Origin of the sequence: Bacteroides fluxus YIT 12057 (genome assembly GCF_000195635.1) — a bacterium.
In the GTDB taxonomy this organism is placed as follows: Bacteria; Bacteroidota; Bacteroidia; order Bacteroidales; family Bacteroidaceae; genus Bacteroides; species Bacteroides fluxus.
Genome location: NZ_GL882633.1, coordinates 111,636 through 127,817, shown reverse-complemented (window position 1 = coordinate 127,817; position 16,182 = coordinate 111,636). Strand labels below are relative to the sequence as shown.

The window sequence follows — 16,182 nt, the reverse complement described above, 5'->3', positions numbered from 1 at the left end:
ATTACTCTTCTTTCGGCTTTTCTTTTTGTCTGTTCACTCCACCGAAATAATTCTCGATTTTCACTTTGCGTTGCAGTTGCATCATTCCGTAGTAGAATGCCTCCGGACGTGGAGGGCAGCCGGGGATATAGACGTCTACCGGTAGAATCTTGTCCACACCGTTCACTACGTGGTAGGACTTCTTGAAAGGTCCTCCGCTGACTGCACAACCTCCTACGGCTATCACATATTTCGGATCCGCCATCTGGTCGTAAAGGCGTTTCAGTACCGGGGCCATCTTGTTCGTGATGGTTCCGCAGACCATAATCATATCTGCCTGGCGAGGACTGGCACGGGCTACTTCAAACCCGAAGCGCGCCATGTCATAGCGGGCTGCACCGAGGGCCATGAATTCGATACCGCAACAGCTGGTTGCAAAGGTAAGGGGCCACAATGAATTGCTGCGTCCCCAGTTGACGAAATCGTCCAGTACGCCGAGAGCCACATTGGCACCTCCTGCGTTAAGTTCCCGGACCAGTTTCTCCAACGTTTCGTTGTCGGTAAACTCCTCATAAGGGATAGATTTTATTTTCGGTTTCTTCGTTATTTCCATTCCAAAGCTCCTTTCCTCCAGGCGTATGCAAGGCCCAGAACCAATATAATCAGGAAAAATAAAACACTGAAAAGTCCTGCCACTCCTAATTCACGGGTGATGACTGCCCATGGAAACAGGAATACCGTTTCCACTTCGAACATCAGGAACAAGATGGCAAACAGGTAGTATCCTACCCGGAACTGCATCCATGATTTGCCGCGGGTAGGAATACCACATTCGTACGGTTCCATCTTCTGCGGATTGTACGAACGGGGAGCTATCGCATTTGAAAGCGCGATGACGATACCCACGAAAGCGATTGCCGTCAACAGGACGACCACTAACAAAGTAAAGTTCATAAACCTGATAAGATTTTAGATATTAATATAGATACATCGCGTCGGATGACAAAACCTCTGATTTGTTGTCCGGCGGGGCTTGCAAGCAAGCTAATGCGCTTGTCTGCCTTTTATTAAATGATTATCTTTCTTAGCCCGAATATATAATAATTGGTATCGGGCACCGGATGGGGAGATAAGTACAACAAGCGGTCGCACTCCGGCGAATGGGCATGTAGCTGCATTCTGAACAAGTTTGTACGCAACAAGATACTTTTGTTGCCGGGCACTTGTGTACTGTCCACGTGCTCCATGTAGAGGGAGACAGTGTAGAAATGATCGTAGAAGTTTTGAACGGCTTGCTGTGTGGCAGGAGCTTGTGACAGAAAACAACATTCGGTTGGGTTACTGGCAGGAGTGCATAAAAAGTCCGCGGCTTTCGTTGCACCGTTGTGCAGTAAGGCTGCGAGTATGATGATTATACTAAGTTTTATGCATTGCTTCATACCACAATTCTCTCTTTTCAAGCCGCAAAGATATAATAAGTATCTCTCATTTTGCTATCTCCGCATAACAAAAAAAGCTATTTTTACACTTTTTATCCTAAATCAATTCCGTTTCCAGAATGCAGGGGTAAACAATAATAGTACGGTGAACAATTCCAAACGTCCCAATAGCATAAGAAACGCCAACAGCCATTTGGCTATATCGGGCAAGGCGTTCCAGGAGTAAGCGGGGCCGCATTCACCCAGTCCGGGGCCCATATTGCCAATACTGGAAATGACGCAACCCACGGCCTCTTCGGCGCCGATTCCCATGGCCATCATCAACAATACACTGATTATGATTATAATCAGATAGAGGAAACAGAAAGCAAGGACTGTCGATACGATGGACGGAGGGATTACCTGTTTGTTGATCCTTACCGGCAACACGGCATTGGGATGGATTATATGTTTGAATTCATTGCGGGAAACTTTTGAGAGTATCACCATGCGGATGCATTTCAGTCCGCCCGTCGTACTGCCTGCGCAGGCTCCCATCACCATGATGATGGTAAGCAGCCCCCAAAGGACAGGAGGCCACGTCATATAGTCGTCCGTGGCAAAACCGGTTGAGGTTTGCAGGGAAATCACTTGGAACAGAGATTTACGGAAGGATTCTTCTACCCCCATCGGGCTGGTATAGTAAAGCACCACAGCTATGACGGCGGTAAAGGAGACCACTGACCAGAAGTACCATTTCAATTCCGCGTTACCGATGAATTTCTTGAATTTCCGGTTGACGAACAGTAGCAGCAAGGTAAAGTTGATGCCGGAGACAAACATGAAGGTGGAGATGACATATTCTATATAAGGTGAGTTGTAGTAGGCTACACTGGCTTGCTTGGTTGAGAATCCGCCGGTTCCCGTGGTGGCAAAGGCATGGCAGATACTGTCGAACCAGTTCATTCCTCCCAACATCAGCAATGCGACGAGAATCCCGGTGATTCCTGCATAGATGCTCCATATCCATTTGGCGGTGATGCCGATGCGCGGGTGCACCTTATCGTGGGTAGGGCCGCTGGCTTCTGCGGCGAAAACCTGTAAGCCGCTGACACCGAAGATAGGCAGTACGGCAATTGTAAACATGATGATACCCAGGCCGCCGATCCATTGCGTCATGCTACGCCAGAACAAGATACCGTGTGGCAGCGACTCTATGTCATCCAGAATGGTGGCGCCTGTACTGCTGAAACCGGACATTGTTTCGAAGAAAGCATTGGTGATATCGGGTATATAGCCGCCGATATAGAATGGAAGCATGCCGAAGAGCGAGAATGCCACCCATGCAAAGCTGACCAGGACATATCCGTCACGACGTGTCAGCTGGTGTTCGCCTTCCCTTCCGAGGGCGGCAAGCAGCAAACCGGCTCCTGCTGTGATGGCTCCCGCCTTCCAGAAGGCTGCCAGGTCACCTTCTCCGTAATAATAGGATACGCCGGAGCAGCAGAGGAACATCACAGTCTCCAGCAGCAGCAATATACCGATAATACGTATGATTGTCTTAAAGTTGATCACGGCCTTTAATTAAAGTACTTTTCTATTTTCTTAATCATCATGTTCAGGCAGAATACAACCACATGGTCACCGGGCTGTATCAGTGTGTTACCCATTACCACCACACCTTCACCCTGGCGGATGAGTCCTCCGATGGTAGTCCCCTTGGGCAGCCCGAGGTCCTTTACCGGATGTCTGGTGATTTTAGAACCGGCTTTTACCGTAAACTCCGCTACATCCGCATTGGCGAATGTCAGGCATTTCACGTTGCTGACGTCCGCATCGAGCATCATCTGGTAAATGTGGCTGGCGGAAATCATCTTCTTATTGATGACGGTACCGATATCCAGGCTTTCTGCCATACCTATATAATCAATGTTTTCTACTTCTGCTACCGTTTTTCTGACTCCCATGCGTTTGGCGGCGAGGCAGGCCAGAATGTTGGTTTCCGAGTTTCCGGTAAGGGCGACAAATGCTTCCGTGTTTTTTAATCCTTCTTCTACAAGCAAGTCCATGTCACGTCCGTCACCATTGATAATCATGGTCTTGTCATCCAGGATTTCTGTCAGCCGGTTGCAGCGCGCCAAGTCGTTGTCTATGATTTTCACCTGCATATAGTCCGGCACATACTGCGCGGTTCGTACGGCAATACGGCTTCCGCCCATAATCATGACATTGCGTACGTCGGGATAATCTTCTTTACCGGCTATCTTGCGGATATAGGGGATGTATTTCCGGGTAGTGGTGAAATAAACGATATCATGCAGCTTGATGACATCGTCGCCCCGCGGAATCAGTGTCTCGTTGTTCCGTTTGATGGCTACTACGTGGTAGGGCAGTTCCGGACCGCCTAACTGATGGAGGGGGATATTCAGAATCTCGGCTTTCTCGCGCATTTTGGTACCTATCAGTATCAAGGCGCCCCCGCAGAATTCCCACCACTGGCGTACCCAACTCATACGGATGGAAGATACGATCTCTTTGGCGGCAAGCATCTCCGGATAAATCAGCGAATCTACACCTAATTTCTGAAAGAATTCCTTGTTCTTTGGAAGCAAGTATTCGTAGTTGTCGATGCGGGCAACCGTCTTTTGTGTGCCGAGGTTGGTGGCCAGCATGCATGCGGTCATGTTCCGGCTTTCGTCGGGAGTGACGGCGATGAGCAGGTCTGCCTCACCTGCTCCCACTTCCTTTAATCCTTTTATGGAGGTGGGGGAGGCTGTGACCGTCATTAAATCGAAGTTGGAACTCAAGGTACTCAACCTCTCTTCGTTGTCGTCCATCAGAATGATGTCCTGTTTTTCGCGAGACAATAGCTTGGCTAAGTGTGTGCCTACTGCGCCGGCACCTGCAATGATTATCTTCACTTTGTTTAATTCATAATTCAAAATTTATAATTGATTGGCAGATCCCTTCTTCATCCATTCCACACAAGTGATACAACTCCTGTATGGTTCCATGTTCTATAAACGTGTCGGGTACGCCGATACGCCGTATGTGCGGGGCATATCCGTTGTCTGCCATAAATTCCAGTACGGCACTGCCCATGCCGCCCTTCCGGATACCGTCTTCGACGGTGACGATGCGTTGGAATTTGCGTCCCACTTCATGCAGCAGTTCTTCGTCCAGCGGTTTCAGGAAACGCAGGTCGTAGTGGGCGATGGAAATTCCTTTTTCTTTTTCGGCCTGTTCAATGGCCTTTGCCGCGATATTTCCTATCGGGCCAAGGGTCAGCACGGCGATATCCTTTCCGTCTTTCAGCTTCCGGCCCTTGCCTACCGGGATTTCTTCCAACGGACATTTCCAGTCCAGCAATACACCGCGGCCACGAGGATAGCGGATGACGAACGGGCCTTTGTCCGGCAGTTGTGCCGTGTACATCAGCCGGCGCAACTCATGCTCATTCATCGGGGAAGACAGGGTAAGGTTGGGTATCGGACGGAAATAGGCCAAGTCGAAGACACCGTGATGGGTAGGGCCGTCTTCACCGACCAGTCCGGCACGGTCGAGGCAGAGCACTACAGGAAGCCGGAGGATGGCGATGTCGTGGATCACATTGTCGTACGCCCGTTGCATGAAGGAAGAATAAATGTTGCAGAAAGGCTGCATTCCTTCCTTGGCCATGCCGCCGGAGAAAGTAGCTGCATGTCCTTCGGCTATACCCACGTCAAAGGCACGGCCGGGCATGGCTTCCATCATTTTGTTCATGGAGCATCCTGTAGGCATGGCGGGTGTGACACCGATGATTCTTGGGTTTTGTTCAGCCAGCTCAATGAGCGTTTCTCCGAATACGTCCTGGAAGAGGGGAGGCAGGTTGCTGGTATCTGCCTTGATGCGTTTTCCGGTTTCCGGATTGAACTTGCCCGGTGCATGCCAGATGCCGGGTTCTTTTTCGGCGGGCTCAAATCCTTTTCCTTTGACAGTATGCAGATGCAGGATCTTGGGACCTTCCATGTCCTTGATATCCCGGAGGATACGGGCTATATTCTTCACGTCGTGTCCGTCAACGGGACCGAAGTAACGGATATTCATCCCTTCGAATATATTTTGCTGTTGGGCTGCCATGGACTTCAGGCTATTGGCAAAGCGGATAAGAGCCTTGCGGCGGTCTTCGTTCAGGACACCCATCTTGAACAGTAGTTTGGAGGTTTTGAAGCGCAACTGGTTATAGCGGTTGCTTGTAGTCAGATTGAACAAATACTGTTTCATGCCGCCCACGCTGCGGTCTATTGCCATGTCATTGTCATTCAAGATAATGAGCAGGTTGTTGGCTGTAGAGGAGGCATTGTTCAATCCTTCGAATGCCAGTCCGCCACTCATGCTTCCGTCTCCTATGATGGCAACCACATGCCGGTCTTTTTCCCCTTTCCGGGCTGCGGCTACTGCCATGCCGAGGGCTGCCGAAATGGAGTTTGAGGCATGTCCGCAGGTAAAGGTGTCGTACTCGCTTTCCTCCGGTGAAGGAAAGGGGCGGATACCTTTGAATTTACGGTTGGTGGAGAATGCTTCGCGGCGTCCGGTCAATATTTTATGGCCGTACGCCTGGTGTCCTACGTCCCAGACGATACGGTCGTAAGGGGTGTTGTAAACATAATGCAGTGCCACGGTCAGTTCTACCGTACCCAGGCTGGCGGCAAAATGTCCGGGATTGCAAGAAACTTCTTTAATGATGTCTTGCCGCAGTTCTTTGCAGATTTCGGGAAGTTGCTCCACGCTCAGCCGGCGCAAATCTTCGGGAAGTGAAATGGAATTTAGCAAGTTATATGTTGTTGGTTCTGTTCTCATCGTTCATTATGAAGATTACAAAATGCAAAAATAACAAAAGAAAACGGATGTCATGGAGTTTTCCGGAAAAAAGTTGGCGGGTAGCTGCCCGATTGCCGTGTTTAGAACGCCAATTCGGTTGCTTCTCTTTCATTCTACCTATGTTGTAATTTTAGATGTGTTTGTAGTTTTCTGTAAATCAGCGAGTAATTTTGCCAGCCTATTGCCTGTCCCTTGGCAAGCTTTTGCCAAAGCGGTGGCAAAGTTTTGCCAAAGCGATGGCAAAGTTTTGCCAATTGTGTGGCAAAAGCTTGCCGATAAGGAGGCAAGGTCTTGTCAATGTATGCCTGTGACTATTTAAAGAGTAAAATAGGATATTGTACTGACTTGCAGATTTCGGGAAGTTGCTCCACGCTCTATTGGCGCAAATCTTCGGGAAGTGAAATAGAATTTAGCAAGTTGTATGTCGTTGGTTCTGTTTTCATCGTTCATTATGAAGATTACACAATGCAAAAATATCAAAAGAAAACGGATGGATGGCTCTTTGGGGAAGAAAAAATAGGGAAAGTCCTATTAAACTGATTTATTGCAGTTGTCAAATTTCTGCTTTGTGGATGTTAAGGAGAAAGATGTGACTATTTATTCTTTCCACAGTGAAGAAGAGAATAGATATTAGGTAACCGACCGTTTAATCTTGTCCGTTGTACTGGATAAACTTCCCAAGGTAGGGGGATGACACGCATTTGTAAGTTGTACCATGCTTATATACGTAGTTGCGATGATTCACAACAGACACTTTTATATAAAACACTTTGATGATAATTGGAAAGTAAAATATTTTTATAGATGCAGCTGCCAGTTGTTTGATCATGTGATTGTGCAATTTTATAATTTTTTGAAGTTTCCCAATCTTATATTATAGAGGACTTGATGTATAGTTTTGATACGTTCATGGTATAATATATGTTTATTGGATAGATATTGCTGGTTATAGGTGCTAAATGAAGTCTTTTGAAAAAAAAGTTGTTGTAGATAAAAAAATGGTTTGACAGCATGGGTATTTGAAATAAATTTATATATTTGCGGTGTTGATTCTATTTTATTTAAAAAAAATAAAAGACGAATGCTTGGACTAGCAGACTTGTTGTTATCTTGTTCTTTCCTGCTGATAAATTTTATGTTTGTGACTGTGAGAAACCTTTTGTGAGATACTTATGTCGTTGGTGTATATCGTTTTATGGCAATTTTGCAACAAAATATTTAAATCTAATTTATTATGGAAAAATTTAAATTTGTTGAACTTCCGAAAGAAGAAGTATTGAGTGAGGTGGAACTGTCTTTTATAGAGGGAGCTGCTAATTGTACGAATTATGTGGTGTGTATAGGAGACGGAAAACAAAGTAATTGTGGTCAATATGATGATGGACAATGTTCGGGTGGAGGTTGTTCCCCTGGACTTTTTTGTAGTAGCTATTCATTTTAAAAGTTGTAATATCGTATGATTTGGTCACGATATAACATCTTGTTTGAGAGAGAGGGAATTTATTTGTTTTATAATTCCCTCTCTAACGCTTTTGCCGAATTGTCCAAAGAAACATTTTATTTATTGGCTGACTGTAAAGCGGGAGAAATATTCTCGACAGAGGATGAGACTCTTATGAGTAACTTGAAAAGAATGAGGGCTGTGGTGGATGATGATGTAGAGGAATTTTTGAAAGTTAAGTATCATGTTATGACTCGTAGATTTGACAATCATTTTTTAAGCCTTACCATCAACCCTACTCTCGGATGTAATTTTGCTTGTCCCTATTGTTTTGAAGGAGAGCATAATAATATTTTTATGACGGATGAAGTGGAGGATGGGATAATTGACTTTGTTAAAAGAAAAACTGATGCTAAAAGAATAGATGTCACCTGGTTTGGGGGAGAACCGTTATTGGCCTTTCAAAGAATAGTGTCGTTGACCCGCAAAATGCAATCATTGGGATTGGCATATAGCGCAGGTATGATTACCAATGGTTATCTCTTGAACGAGTCTGTTATTTCTCAATTGAAGTTATTAGACATTAAGAAAATTCAGATTACGGTTGATGGATTACAGGAGGAACATGATAAACGTCGTTTTTTAAAAGGCGGATATCCTACTTTTGAACGGATTGTAGAGAATATTGATTTGTTGAATAAATTAGTACCAGATATACATGTTAATATCCGTGTTAATATTGATAATAGTAATATGGATGATTTTATTTATGTATTCGACTTTTTCTATCAAAAACACTATGCAAATATAAATGTAACGCCGGCTTTTGTAGAAGATCAGGCGGGCGATAATAGCTGTGCTTTTAATAGTAGGGAGAAGTTTACCTTTCTTGTTAACTTGTTCCGGAAACATGGAATGGAATTCAAGAACTTTTATCCCTCTTATAAGTTCTCGGAATGTTCTATTCGTAATTCAAATGTTGCGGTGATCGGTCCGAAAGGAGAAATATACAAATGTTGGAACGATGTAGGCAAGCAAGACCGCATAGTGGGTGACATTTGGGGAAAAGTTTCAAATAGACGGCTGTTATTGCAATATTTGGCAGGTGCAGACCCTTACGATGATATGCAATGTCGGGAATGTGTGTTGCTGCCGGTTTGTTCGGGAGGCTGTCCTTACCTAAGACTTATGCAACAGGCCAAAAAAACAGACCGAAGAGAGGTGTGCCCATTGATGAAACTGGATGTAGAAACGCATTTGTGGTTGCACTATCTGACTAAAAAACACAAGAAGTAATGCCGTAATAAACTGATAAATCTAAATACTTGAAAAATATGTTGCGAAGAATACTTGGAATTACTTTTGTTTGTTGGCTCTGTTTGTCCGTTTCGGCCCAGACTAAAGGTAAGTTTGAAATAGAAGGATATGTGTACGAGAATCTGGGGAAGACTCCTTTGCAGGGTGCAATGGTGAGGCTCATTGGCGCGAAAGGAGCGGTGATAGACTCGATGAAGACTACAGGGAGGATTCAGACCGGAAGTGTAGTCAGGAATCTCTCAAGATACATATTTTATGTACCCCGCAACGTGGAGACAAACTATATCATCGAAGCTGATGCCAACGGGTATGACCCCGGATATATGGAGGTGAAGATTAAAGACTTGGGGAGCAGGGAAAAAAAGAGGGAACTGCCGGTTATCTACTTGACACGTGCCAGACAGTTGCAGGAGGTGACCGTTACTGCCTCCAAAGTGAAGTTTTACCACAAACTCGATACGTTGATATACGATGCCAGCGCCTTCCAATTGGCGGAAGGCTCCATGTTGGATGTTTTGGTAGCTCAGCTTCCCGGGGTGGAAGTGAAAGACAACGGACAGATATTCGTCAATGGCAAATTTGTGGAGAGCCTGTTGCTGAATGGACGCGATTTTTTCGGCAAGGACAACCAGCTGATGTTGGACAACCTTGGTGCATACGCCGTGAAAGACATTTCCGTTTATGAACGTGCCGGCAAGCAGAGTGAGTTCTACGGCAGGGATATGGGTGATAAGGACTTCGTGATGGATGTGCGCCTCAAGAAGGAATATCAGCACGGCTGGATGGTGAACCTTGAAGGTGGAGGCGGAACGGAAGAACGCTATATGGGGCGTGCTTTCGGACTATACTTCACCCCCTATTCGCAAGTTGCTTTTTTCGGCGGCATTAATAACGTGAACGACCAACGCAAGCCGGGGCAGAACACGACATGGACACCCGAGAGTGTGCCGAAGGGTGATCAAAAGGTACGTCAGACGGGAATCGACTATAATGTCAGTTTCAATAAAAGCAAAACCCAACTGCAAGGTAATGCAACTTTCGTCCAAATGACAGACAATAGTGTCGTTGGTACGGAGAGAACCAACTTGTTGCCATCGGGCAATACATATGATTATCAGTACAACCGTGCCCGGAGGCGTACCACAGAGTTCAAGCAATTCAACTTGTTTAGCACACAAGGGAAGTACATCTGGAGTCAGCTTAATGAGAGAGTCAACTATACCAAATACGAGAACAGCAGCAGCTATTCGGCGGCTACGTTCGATGAGGAGAAGCAGGCGATGAATCGGGAAATCATTGACGACATCTATTCGGAGGCATACGTGGATCAACGTGACGGATTGATGAACCGGTCGCTGCAAAACAATATACAGGATGGACATCGGTTGGATGCGTTCCTTCAGTACAGCAACAGCTTCAAATTCAAGAAAAACTCCGACGGGTTGAATTATAGTTTCGGAGGACAATACATTGAGGAAAAATCTGACCTCTTCAAGGATTATACCATCAATTACGGTGACGAATCCACTGCGGCTTACAAACAGAACGAATACTACAACCAACCGAATAAAAGCTATGTGCTGAAGGCTAATGTGGGTTACATGTACAGGCTTGATGAAAGTGATTATATTCAGCCCGAATATTATTTTACACACCAGGTTCGTGACAAGGACTCACACCGCTATCTGCTCGACCGGTTGGAAGAGGAAGGTATATTTGGTTCACTCCCGGCCGGCTATCAGTCCGTGTTAGACCTTGACAACAGTTTTACTTCGCGTTATCGGGATAATACACATCAGTTGTCGGTGCGTATGAGCCATTGGACAAAACGTTTCTCTTTCACCGTAACCCCTAGGGTCTATATCTTTGACCAGTCGTTAGACTATAGGCGTGGCGGCAAACGTCATCGTGTCAACCGCAACACTGCTTCGTTCGCTTTGGCCTCATGGACGGAAATGATGTATAGGTTTGCTTTCAAGGACGATCCTTTTATGGGATCGCAAGCCACGCAAAGTCTCAAACTGAGCTACCTGATAACTCCCCGCACGCCCGATTTGGCTCACTTGGTGCCCGTCAAGGATGCCATCGACCCGTTGAACATTTACGAAGGTGTGGAAAGCTTGGACAACGAGCGTCTCCATAACATAGAGCTGATTTGGGCAATGCAATCACGCAATGCGTTCAATAATACGCTAATGTTGGGTTATCGCATAACCGAGAGCATGCTGACACGCGGATATAGCTACGATTCCAAGACTGGCGTGCGCACCATCCGCTCTTATAATACCAACGGTAACTGGAACCGTTTCATCAACAACACGCTTTCGTGGCAGTTCGGCGGCAAGAAGCAGTTCGTGCTAAGCTCTATCTCCCGTGCCGAGCAGTCGCACATGAGCGATATGATTGGTGTCGATGTGACGAAGCCTGTGAAATCCACCGTGAAGAACTGGTTCTTGACGGAGAATCTGAAACTGGACTGGCAGTTGGGAAAACAAAAAATAGGGTTGCGTGCCGATGTCATTTGGCGTGATACCCGCAGTACTCGCGAGGACTTCACACCATTTCAAGCTGCCACACTTAATTACGGCGTGACCGGCGTGTTCAAGCTGCCTGCCAACTTCGGTCTTTCCACCGACCTCACTTGCTACACGCGGCGCGGCTATGCCGACAATGCCCTTAATACCACTGATGTAGTGTGGAATGCCCGCCTCAGTTACACGGCGTTCAAGGGCCGCTGGGTGTTTATGCTCGATGGCTTCGATATCCTTAACCGGTTGAGCAACGTGACGTATGGCGTCAATGCGCAGGCGCGTACGGTGACCTATACCAATGTGTTGCCCCGATATGCCATGCTGCACGTACAATATAAGTTCAACATCCGGCCGAAGAAACGTTGACGGATAAAAAGGGTAAAGGAAGATGGAAGACGGGTGGTTGTTGCAGTTCCATGAGGATTTAGAGACTTGTGTGACTCGTGTTGTAAGTGAGATGCGGGTAGCATGGCCTTGTGGCTGTAAAATGGGTAATGTAGATGCGTCTTCCGTCATTCTCCGGTATCTGTGGCAGAAATATCTCTGTAAGCGTCCGGCTGTCCCCGATGCGGACACTTGTAGGTGTGCCATAAAGGAGGTGGAAACATCGTTGTTGCCACTTATAATGTTCAAGGCTAATCTGGTAGAGGAGCAGGACAATGGTAATCGGGAGTGGTATGAATGCTTGAAGGGGCAGGAAAACAAAGTGCTAGTATTTGCCACTTCACCACGCATACTCGATTATTTGAGGCCGCTGATAAAAGCACTGGAAGAGGATTTTGTGTTGCTTTCCACGACGCCTGTTCCTGATGATTTTGGGATTCCATCACATGGTACCGTGATACGGCTGCGCATGCTCAAGGCTAAGTTCTTCCGCAATGCAGAGATGGAGCAGACCTTGCCATGGTTTTATAACTTTGCCAATGCTATAGGTTGGTTTATTGAGATTCTGAAACCGCGATTATTGGTATGTATGGATGGATGCCAGTCCGAATATCGCCTTGCCGCAGCTTTCTGTAACGAGAAGCATATTCCTTCTGTTTGTTTGCAATTAGGATGGCCCTCGTATCTCCATACGGGATTTCGTGACTTGCCGTACACCCATTTCCTCACATGGGGTGATAAGTTCAATCCTTTGTGGGAGAAATATAACAAGCATACCTGCTTTGTAGCTGCTGGGTACATGGATGAGGCTATTCGAAACGGTCAGCATCGGGCGATAACATTTTTTCTTCAGGCACCGGTTTACTTAAATACAGAAATATATCTTGACAGGATGAGTGATTTAATTCGGGTTACAGCAACGCATTATCCTGACATTTCTATTTTGGTGCGGGAACACCCCGAGTATAGAGGTAACACTAGATGGTTATCTCGTTTTCTTCAATGTAGTAATGTCAGTATAGTTAATAACGATAAATTGGCGGATGTGTATGCTCGGACTAAAGTGGTAGTCTCTCACTTCTCTTCGGTGCTGATGGAGGGACTAATGTATGGTTGTACCCCCTTGGTGTTTAACCCAACACCGGGTTCAAGCTATTATCCGGATATTGAAGCAGAAGGGATAGGGTTTATTTCTAAAAATGAAGTGGAATTTTTTTCCAAACTGCCTAGTTGTCTCCGACAAGCACCTTTGGAGGAATTGCCACAATGGTTTAAGGCAACAGGAAAAGAAGCCGTAGATCATATAATTAAGATAATTGATGATATATTGGTTGAATATGAACTATAATATAGCGTTTGTGCCTGTTAGAAAAGGCAGTAAGGGAGTTTCAGGGAAAAATACCCGGTTGTTGTGTGGAAAACCTCTGTTATGTTGGATATTAGACACATTGGTACAATCTTCGTTTTTTGATGAAATTTGGCTTGCTACTGACTGTGACGAGACTGAGAAAATAACTATTGGCAGATATGGTGAAGAAGTAAAAATTTATCGTCGATCTGATACTTCCGCTACGGACAAGTCATCAGTGATGGAGGTGATAAAAGAGTTCATTTTTTGGCGTGAACCGGCGGATTCTGATTGGTTTTGCCTTTTTCAGTCCACATCTCCTTTCACTACTTTGGGCGATATAAAGAAAATGTTGGAAATGGCAAATTCTGGAAGGTATGATTCAATAGTGTCCTGTGTAAGGTTGAAGAAGTTTAGGTGGTCTGAGACCGCTACTCCTCTTGATTACTCTTTTGCTAACAAACCACGTAGGCAAGATTATAAAGGTTTCTTGGTGGAGTCCGGAAGTTTTTATTCGGCTTCCGTTCGGATTGTCTTGTCCGAACCTTATATCCTTTCAGGGGAAGTAGGAATCGTGGAAGTAGATTCAGAGTTGGCTATTGATATAGATGAACCGCGCGATTGGATGGAGGCTGAGTACATCGCTGCAAATACGATTCTAAAATTATGAAATTTTCATTGGTTCGCCAACGGGATGCGATGCAGTGTGGTATTGCATGCCTTACCATGATATGTCGCCATTTTGGCAGTAATGTAGATATTTCGCAAGTGGAGCAGTATTGCTGTGCCGCCAAACGGGGAGTAAGCATGCTCAGCCTTGTCCGTGCGGCAAAAATATTGGGACTGGACTCCAAGCCCATGCGTCGTACATTGGACGAGCTGGCACAAGGTCCGTTTCCATGTATATTGCACTGGAATCAGAATCATTTTGTTGTGCTTTATAAAGTGGATCGGAAAGGCTCGCGCTTTTGGATTGCCGATCCGGGTAAAGGGCTGATGAAATATTCTATGGAGGATATGCGGAAACATTGGACGTCAGTTTCCTATAATGGTAAAGAATGCGGTGTGGTTATGTTTTTGGATTCTACAAGGGATTTCAACGAAAATCTTAAGGGTAAGACGAAAGAACAAAAGCAGATATTTCACTTTTTAAAAAGATATATTAAACAATATCATCATCATTTTGGTGTCATTATATTGTGTCTCGTAATCAGCTGTGGATTGCAATTGTTGTTACCGTTTTTGACCCAGTCAATTGTGGATGTAGGCATCGTTCGGAAAAATATTGGATACGTATGGCTCATTTTGCTTGGACAGCTGATGATAGTGACCGGTCGTACGATAACGGATTTTGTGAGGAGAAAAATATTGTTGCACATATCCCTGCGTATTAACATCTCGCTTGTAAGTGACTTCTTTACAAAGTTGCTTAAACTTCCAATGAGCTTCTTTGATATTAAGCTTTTGGGTGATTTGTTGCAACGAATCGGAGATCATAACCGTGTACAGCAATTCCTTACTACACAGGTGCTCAACATTATGTTTACGATGGTCAGCTTTGTGGTGTTTGGGGGGATACTTCTTGTTTACAATCAGTTGATATTTATGGTATTTATATTTGGAAGTGTTATGTGCGGACTTTGGATAGCCACATTCCTTAAACGTCGTCGTATCATTGATTTTGAACTGTTTGAAAAACAAGGAATGAACCAGGACATTACTTACGAATTTATAACTACGATACAGGAAGTTAAACTACAGAATTGTGAACAGCGACGCTGTGATGAATGGGAAGAAAATCAAAATGATCTCTTTGCTATCCAGATGAAGTCTCTCAACCTGCAACAGACACAGGAATCCGGCAGTGTTCTTATCAACGAGGTGAAGAATATCTTCATCACTGTGCTTGCTGCTACGGCGGTGATAAACGGACAAATGACTTTGGGAGCTATGCTTGCTGTACAATATATAATAGGCCAACTCAATTCACCGGTGCAGCAACTCATGAACTTTCTGTATTTTATGCAAGATGTGAAAATATCTCTTGAGCGCATTAATGAAATTCATTGCTCACGGGACGAACAAAAGGTCGCAGGTAAACTTATAGGCTTTGCCAATGCTGACAAATCTATTTCCATATCCAATATGAATTTCAAATACAACCGTCATGCGTTGGAATATACGCTTAAAAATATTTGTCTTGATATTCCGGAAGGAAAAGTTACGGCCATTGTTGGGGCATCGGGCAGTGGAAAAACTACATTGATGAAATTGTTGCTTGGCTATTATGAAGTGCTGGGCGGAGAGATTACCATTGCTGGGTATAATATTAACGACTACAATCTCAAATGGTGGAGGAAGCAGTGTGGCGTGGTGATGCAGGATGGTGTGATTTTTTCGGAATCCATTGCCCGAAATATTGCTGTGGCAGATGGGGAGATAGATGTAGGACGGATGGAGGAAGCTGCTAGAATGTCCAATATATATGATTTTATCATGTCATTGCCTCTACGTTTTTATACTAAAATAGGACGTGATGGCATCAGTCTCAGTCAAGGGCAGCGACAACGTATTCTTGTGGCCAGAGCTATTTATAAGAATCCTGCATTCATCTTCTTGGATGAGGCTACGAATTCTTTGGATGCGAATAATGAGCGTGCTATTGTAGAAGAACTCCATAATTTTTATCGTGGTCGTACCGTGGTGATTGTGGCTCATCGGTTAAGTACTGTGCGCAATGCCGATCAGATAATTGTGCTTGAGCATGGTGAAATATCAGAATGCGGTACTCATTCAGAATTGATAGCAATTCGTGGCAGTTATTTTGAGTTGGTTAAAAATCAATTGGAACTGGCCGTTGAATGACTAAATGCCTAGTTATTGCGGGATTATTTGCCATTCTTT

At 45.1% G+C, this 16,182-nt stretch carries 13 protein-coding genes; 7 read left to right on the top strand and 6 right to left on the bottom strand.

Annotated elements, in window-relative coordinates; all coding sequences use genetic code 11:
- Position 1: 1 nt before the first annotated feature.
- From HMPREF9446_RS09195 to dxs, 6 genes are all read right to left on the bottom strand, one after another.
- The gene (locus tag HMPREF9446_RS09195; protein WP_009125336.1) at positions 2 to 592 is read right to left on the bottom strand and encodes an NADH-quinone oxidoreductase subunit B; all 591 of its coding nucleotides are present in this window, start codon (positions 590 to 592) and stop codon (positions 2 to 4) included.
- A complete protein-coding gene (locus HMPREF9446_RS09190; protein WP_009125335.1) occupies positions 583 to 933 on the bottom strand; it encodes an NADH-quinone oxidoreductase subunit A in 351 nt (116 codons plus the stop codon). The genes HMPREF9446_RS09195 and HMPREF9446_RS09190 overlap by 10 nt, the downstream gene beginning before the upstream one ends.
- A gap of 113 nt (positions 934 to 1,046) precedes the next feature.
- The gene (locus HMPREF9446_RS09185; RefSeq protein ID WP_009125334.1) at positions 1,047 to 1,418 is read right to left on the bottom strand and encodes a hypothetical protein; all 372 of its coding nucleotides are present in this window, start codon (positions 1,416 to 1,418) and stop codon (positions 1,047 to 1,049) included.
- A gap of 102 nt (positions 1,419 to 1,520) precedes the next feature.
- On the bottom strand, positions 1,521 to 2,972 hold the full coding sequence (locus HMPREF9446_RS09180) for a TrkH family potassium uptake protein (protein ID WP_009125333.1): 1,452 nt from the start codon (positions 2,970 to 2,972) through the stop codon (positions 1,521 to 1,523).
- Positions 2,973 to 2,977: 5 nt separating this feature from the next.
- On the bottom strand, positions 2,978 to 4,318 hold the full coding sequence (gene trkA, locus HMPREF9446_RS09175; RefSeq protein WP_039968921.1) for a Trk system potassium transporter TrkA: 1,341 nt from the start codon (positions 4,316 to 4,318) through the stop codon (positions 2,978 to 2,980).
- A 10-nt stretch (positions 4,319 to 4,328) separates the two neighbouring features.
- Positions 4,329 to 6,236, bottom strand: a complete 1,908-nt coding sequence (dxs, locus tag HMPREF9446_RS09170) for a 1-deoxy-D-xylulose-5-phosphate synthase (protein WP_009125331.1) — start codon at positions 6,234 to 6,236, stop codon at positions 4,329 to 4,331.
- 52 nt (positions 6,237 to 6,288) lie between these two features.
- On the opposite strand from dxs, the gene HMPREF9446_RS18695 reads away from it, so the two are divergent.
- The 7 genes from HMPREF9446_RS18695 (at position 6,289) to HMPREF9446_RS09140 (ending at position 16,143) form a co-directional block, all read left to right on the top strand.
- A complete protein-coding gene (locus HMPREF9446_RS18695; protein WP_009125330.1) occupies positions 6,289 to 6,576 on the top strand; it encodes a hypothetical protein in 288 nt (95 codons plus the stop codon).
- 915 nt (positions 6,577 to 7,491) lie between these two features.
- Complete coding sequence (locus HMPREF9446_RS18690; protein ID WP_009125326.1) at positions 7,492 to 7,698, top strand: hypothetical protein; 207 nt, start codon at positions 7,492 to 7,494, stop codon at positions 7,696 to 7,698.
- 39 nt (positions 7,699 to 7,737) lie between these two features.
- On the top strand, positions 7,738 to 8,994 hold the full coding sequence (locus tag HMPREF9446_RS09160) for a radical SAM/SPASM domain-containing protein (RefSeq protein WP_216593944.1): 1,257 nt from the start codon (positions 7,738 to 7,740) through the stop codon (positions 8,992 to 8,994).
- 38 nt (positions 8,995 to 9,032) lie between these two features.
- Positions 9,033 to 11,912 (top strand): conserved domain protein, encoded by a 2,880-nt coding sequence (locus HMPREF9446_RS09155; protein ID WP_009125324.1) that lies wholly within the window; start codon positions 9,033 to 9,035, stop codon positions 11,910 to 11,912.
- Positions 11,913 to 11,934: 22 nt separating this feature from the next.
- Positions 11,935 to 13,278, top strand: a complete 1,344-nt coding sequence (locus tag HMPREF9446_RS09150; RefSeq protein ID WP_009125323.1) for a glycosyltransferase family protein — start codon at positions 11,935 to 11,937, stop codon at positions 13,276 to 13,278.
- The gene (locus HMPREF9446_RS09145; RefSeq protein WP_009125322.1) at positions 13,268 to 13,948 is read left to right on the top strand and encodes an acylneuraminate cytidylyltransferase family protein; all 681 of its coding nucleotides are present in this window, start codon (positions 13,268 to 13,270) and stop codon (positions 13,946 to 13,948) included. The genes HMPREF9446_RS09150 and HMPREF9446_RS09145 overlap by 11 nt, the downstream gene beginning before the upstream one ends.
- The gene (locus HMPREF9446_RS09140; RefSeq protein WP_009125321.1) at positions 13,945 to 16,143 is read left to right on the top strand and encodes a peptidase domain-containing ABC transporter; all 2,199 of its coding nucleotides are present in this window, start codon (positions 13,945 to 13,947) and stop codon (positions 16,141 to 16,143) included. Before HMPREF9446_RS09145 ends, HMPREF9446_RS09140 begins: the two co-directional genes overlap by 4 nt.
- Positions 16,144 to 16,182: the final 39 nt, after the last annotated feature.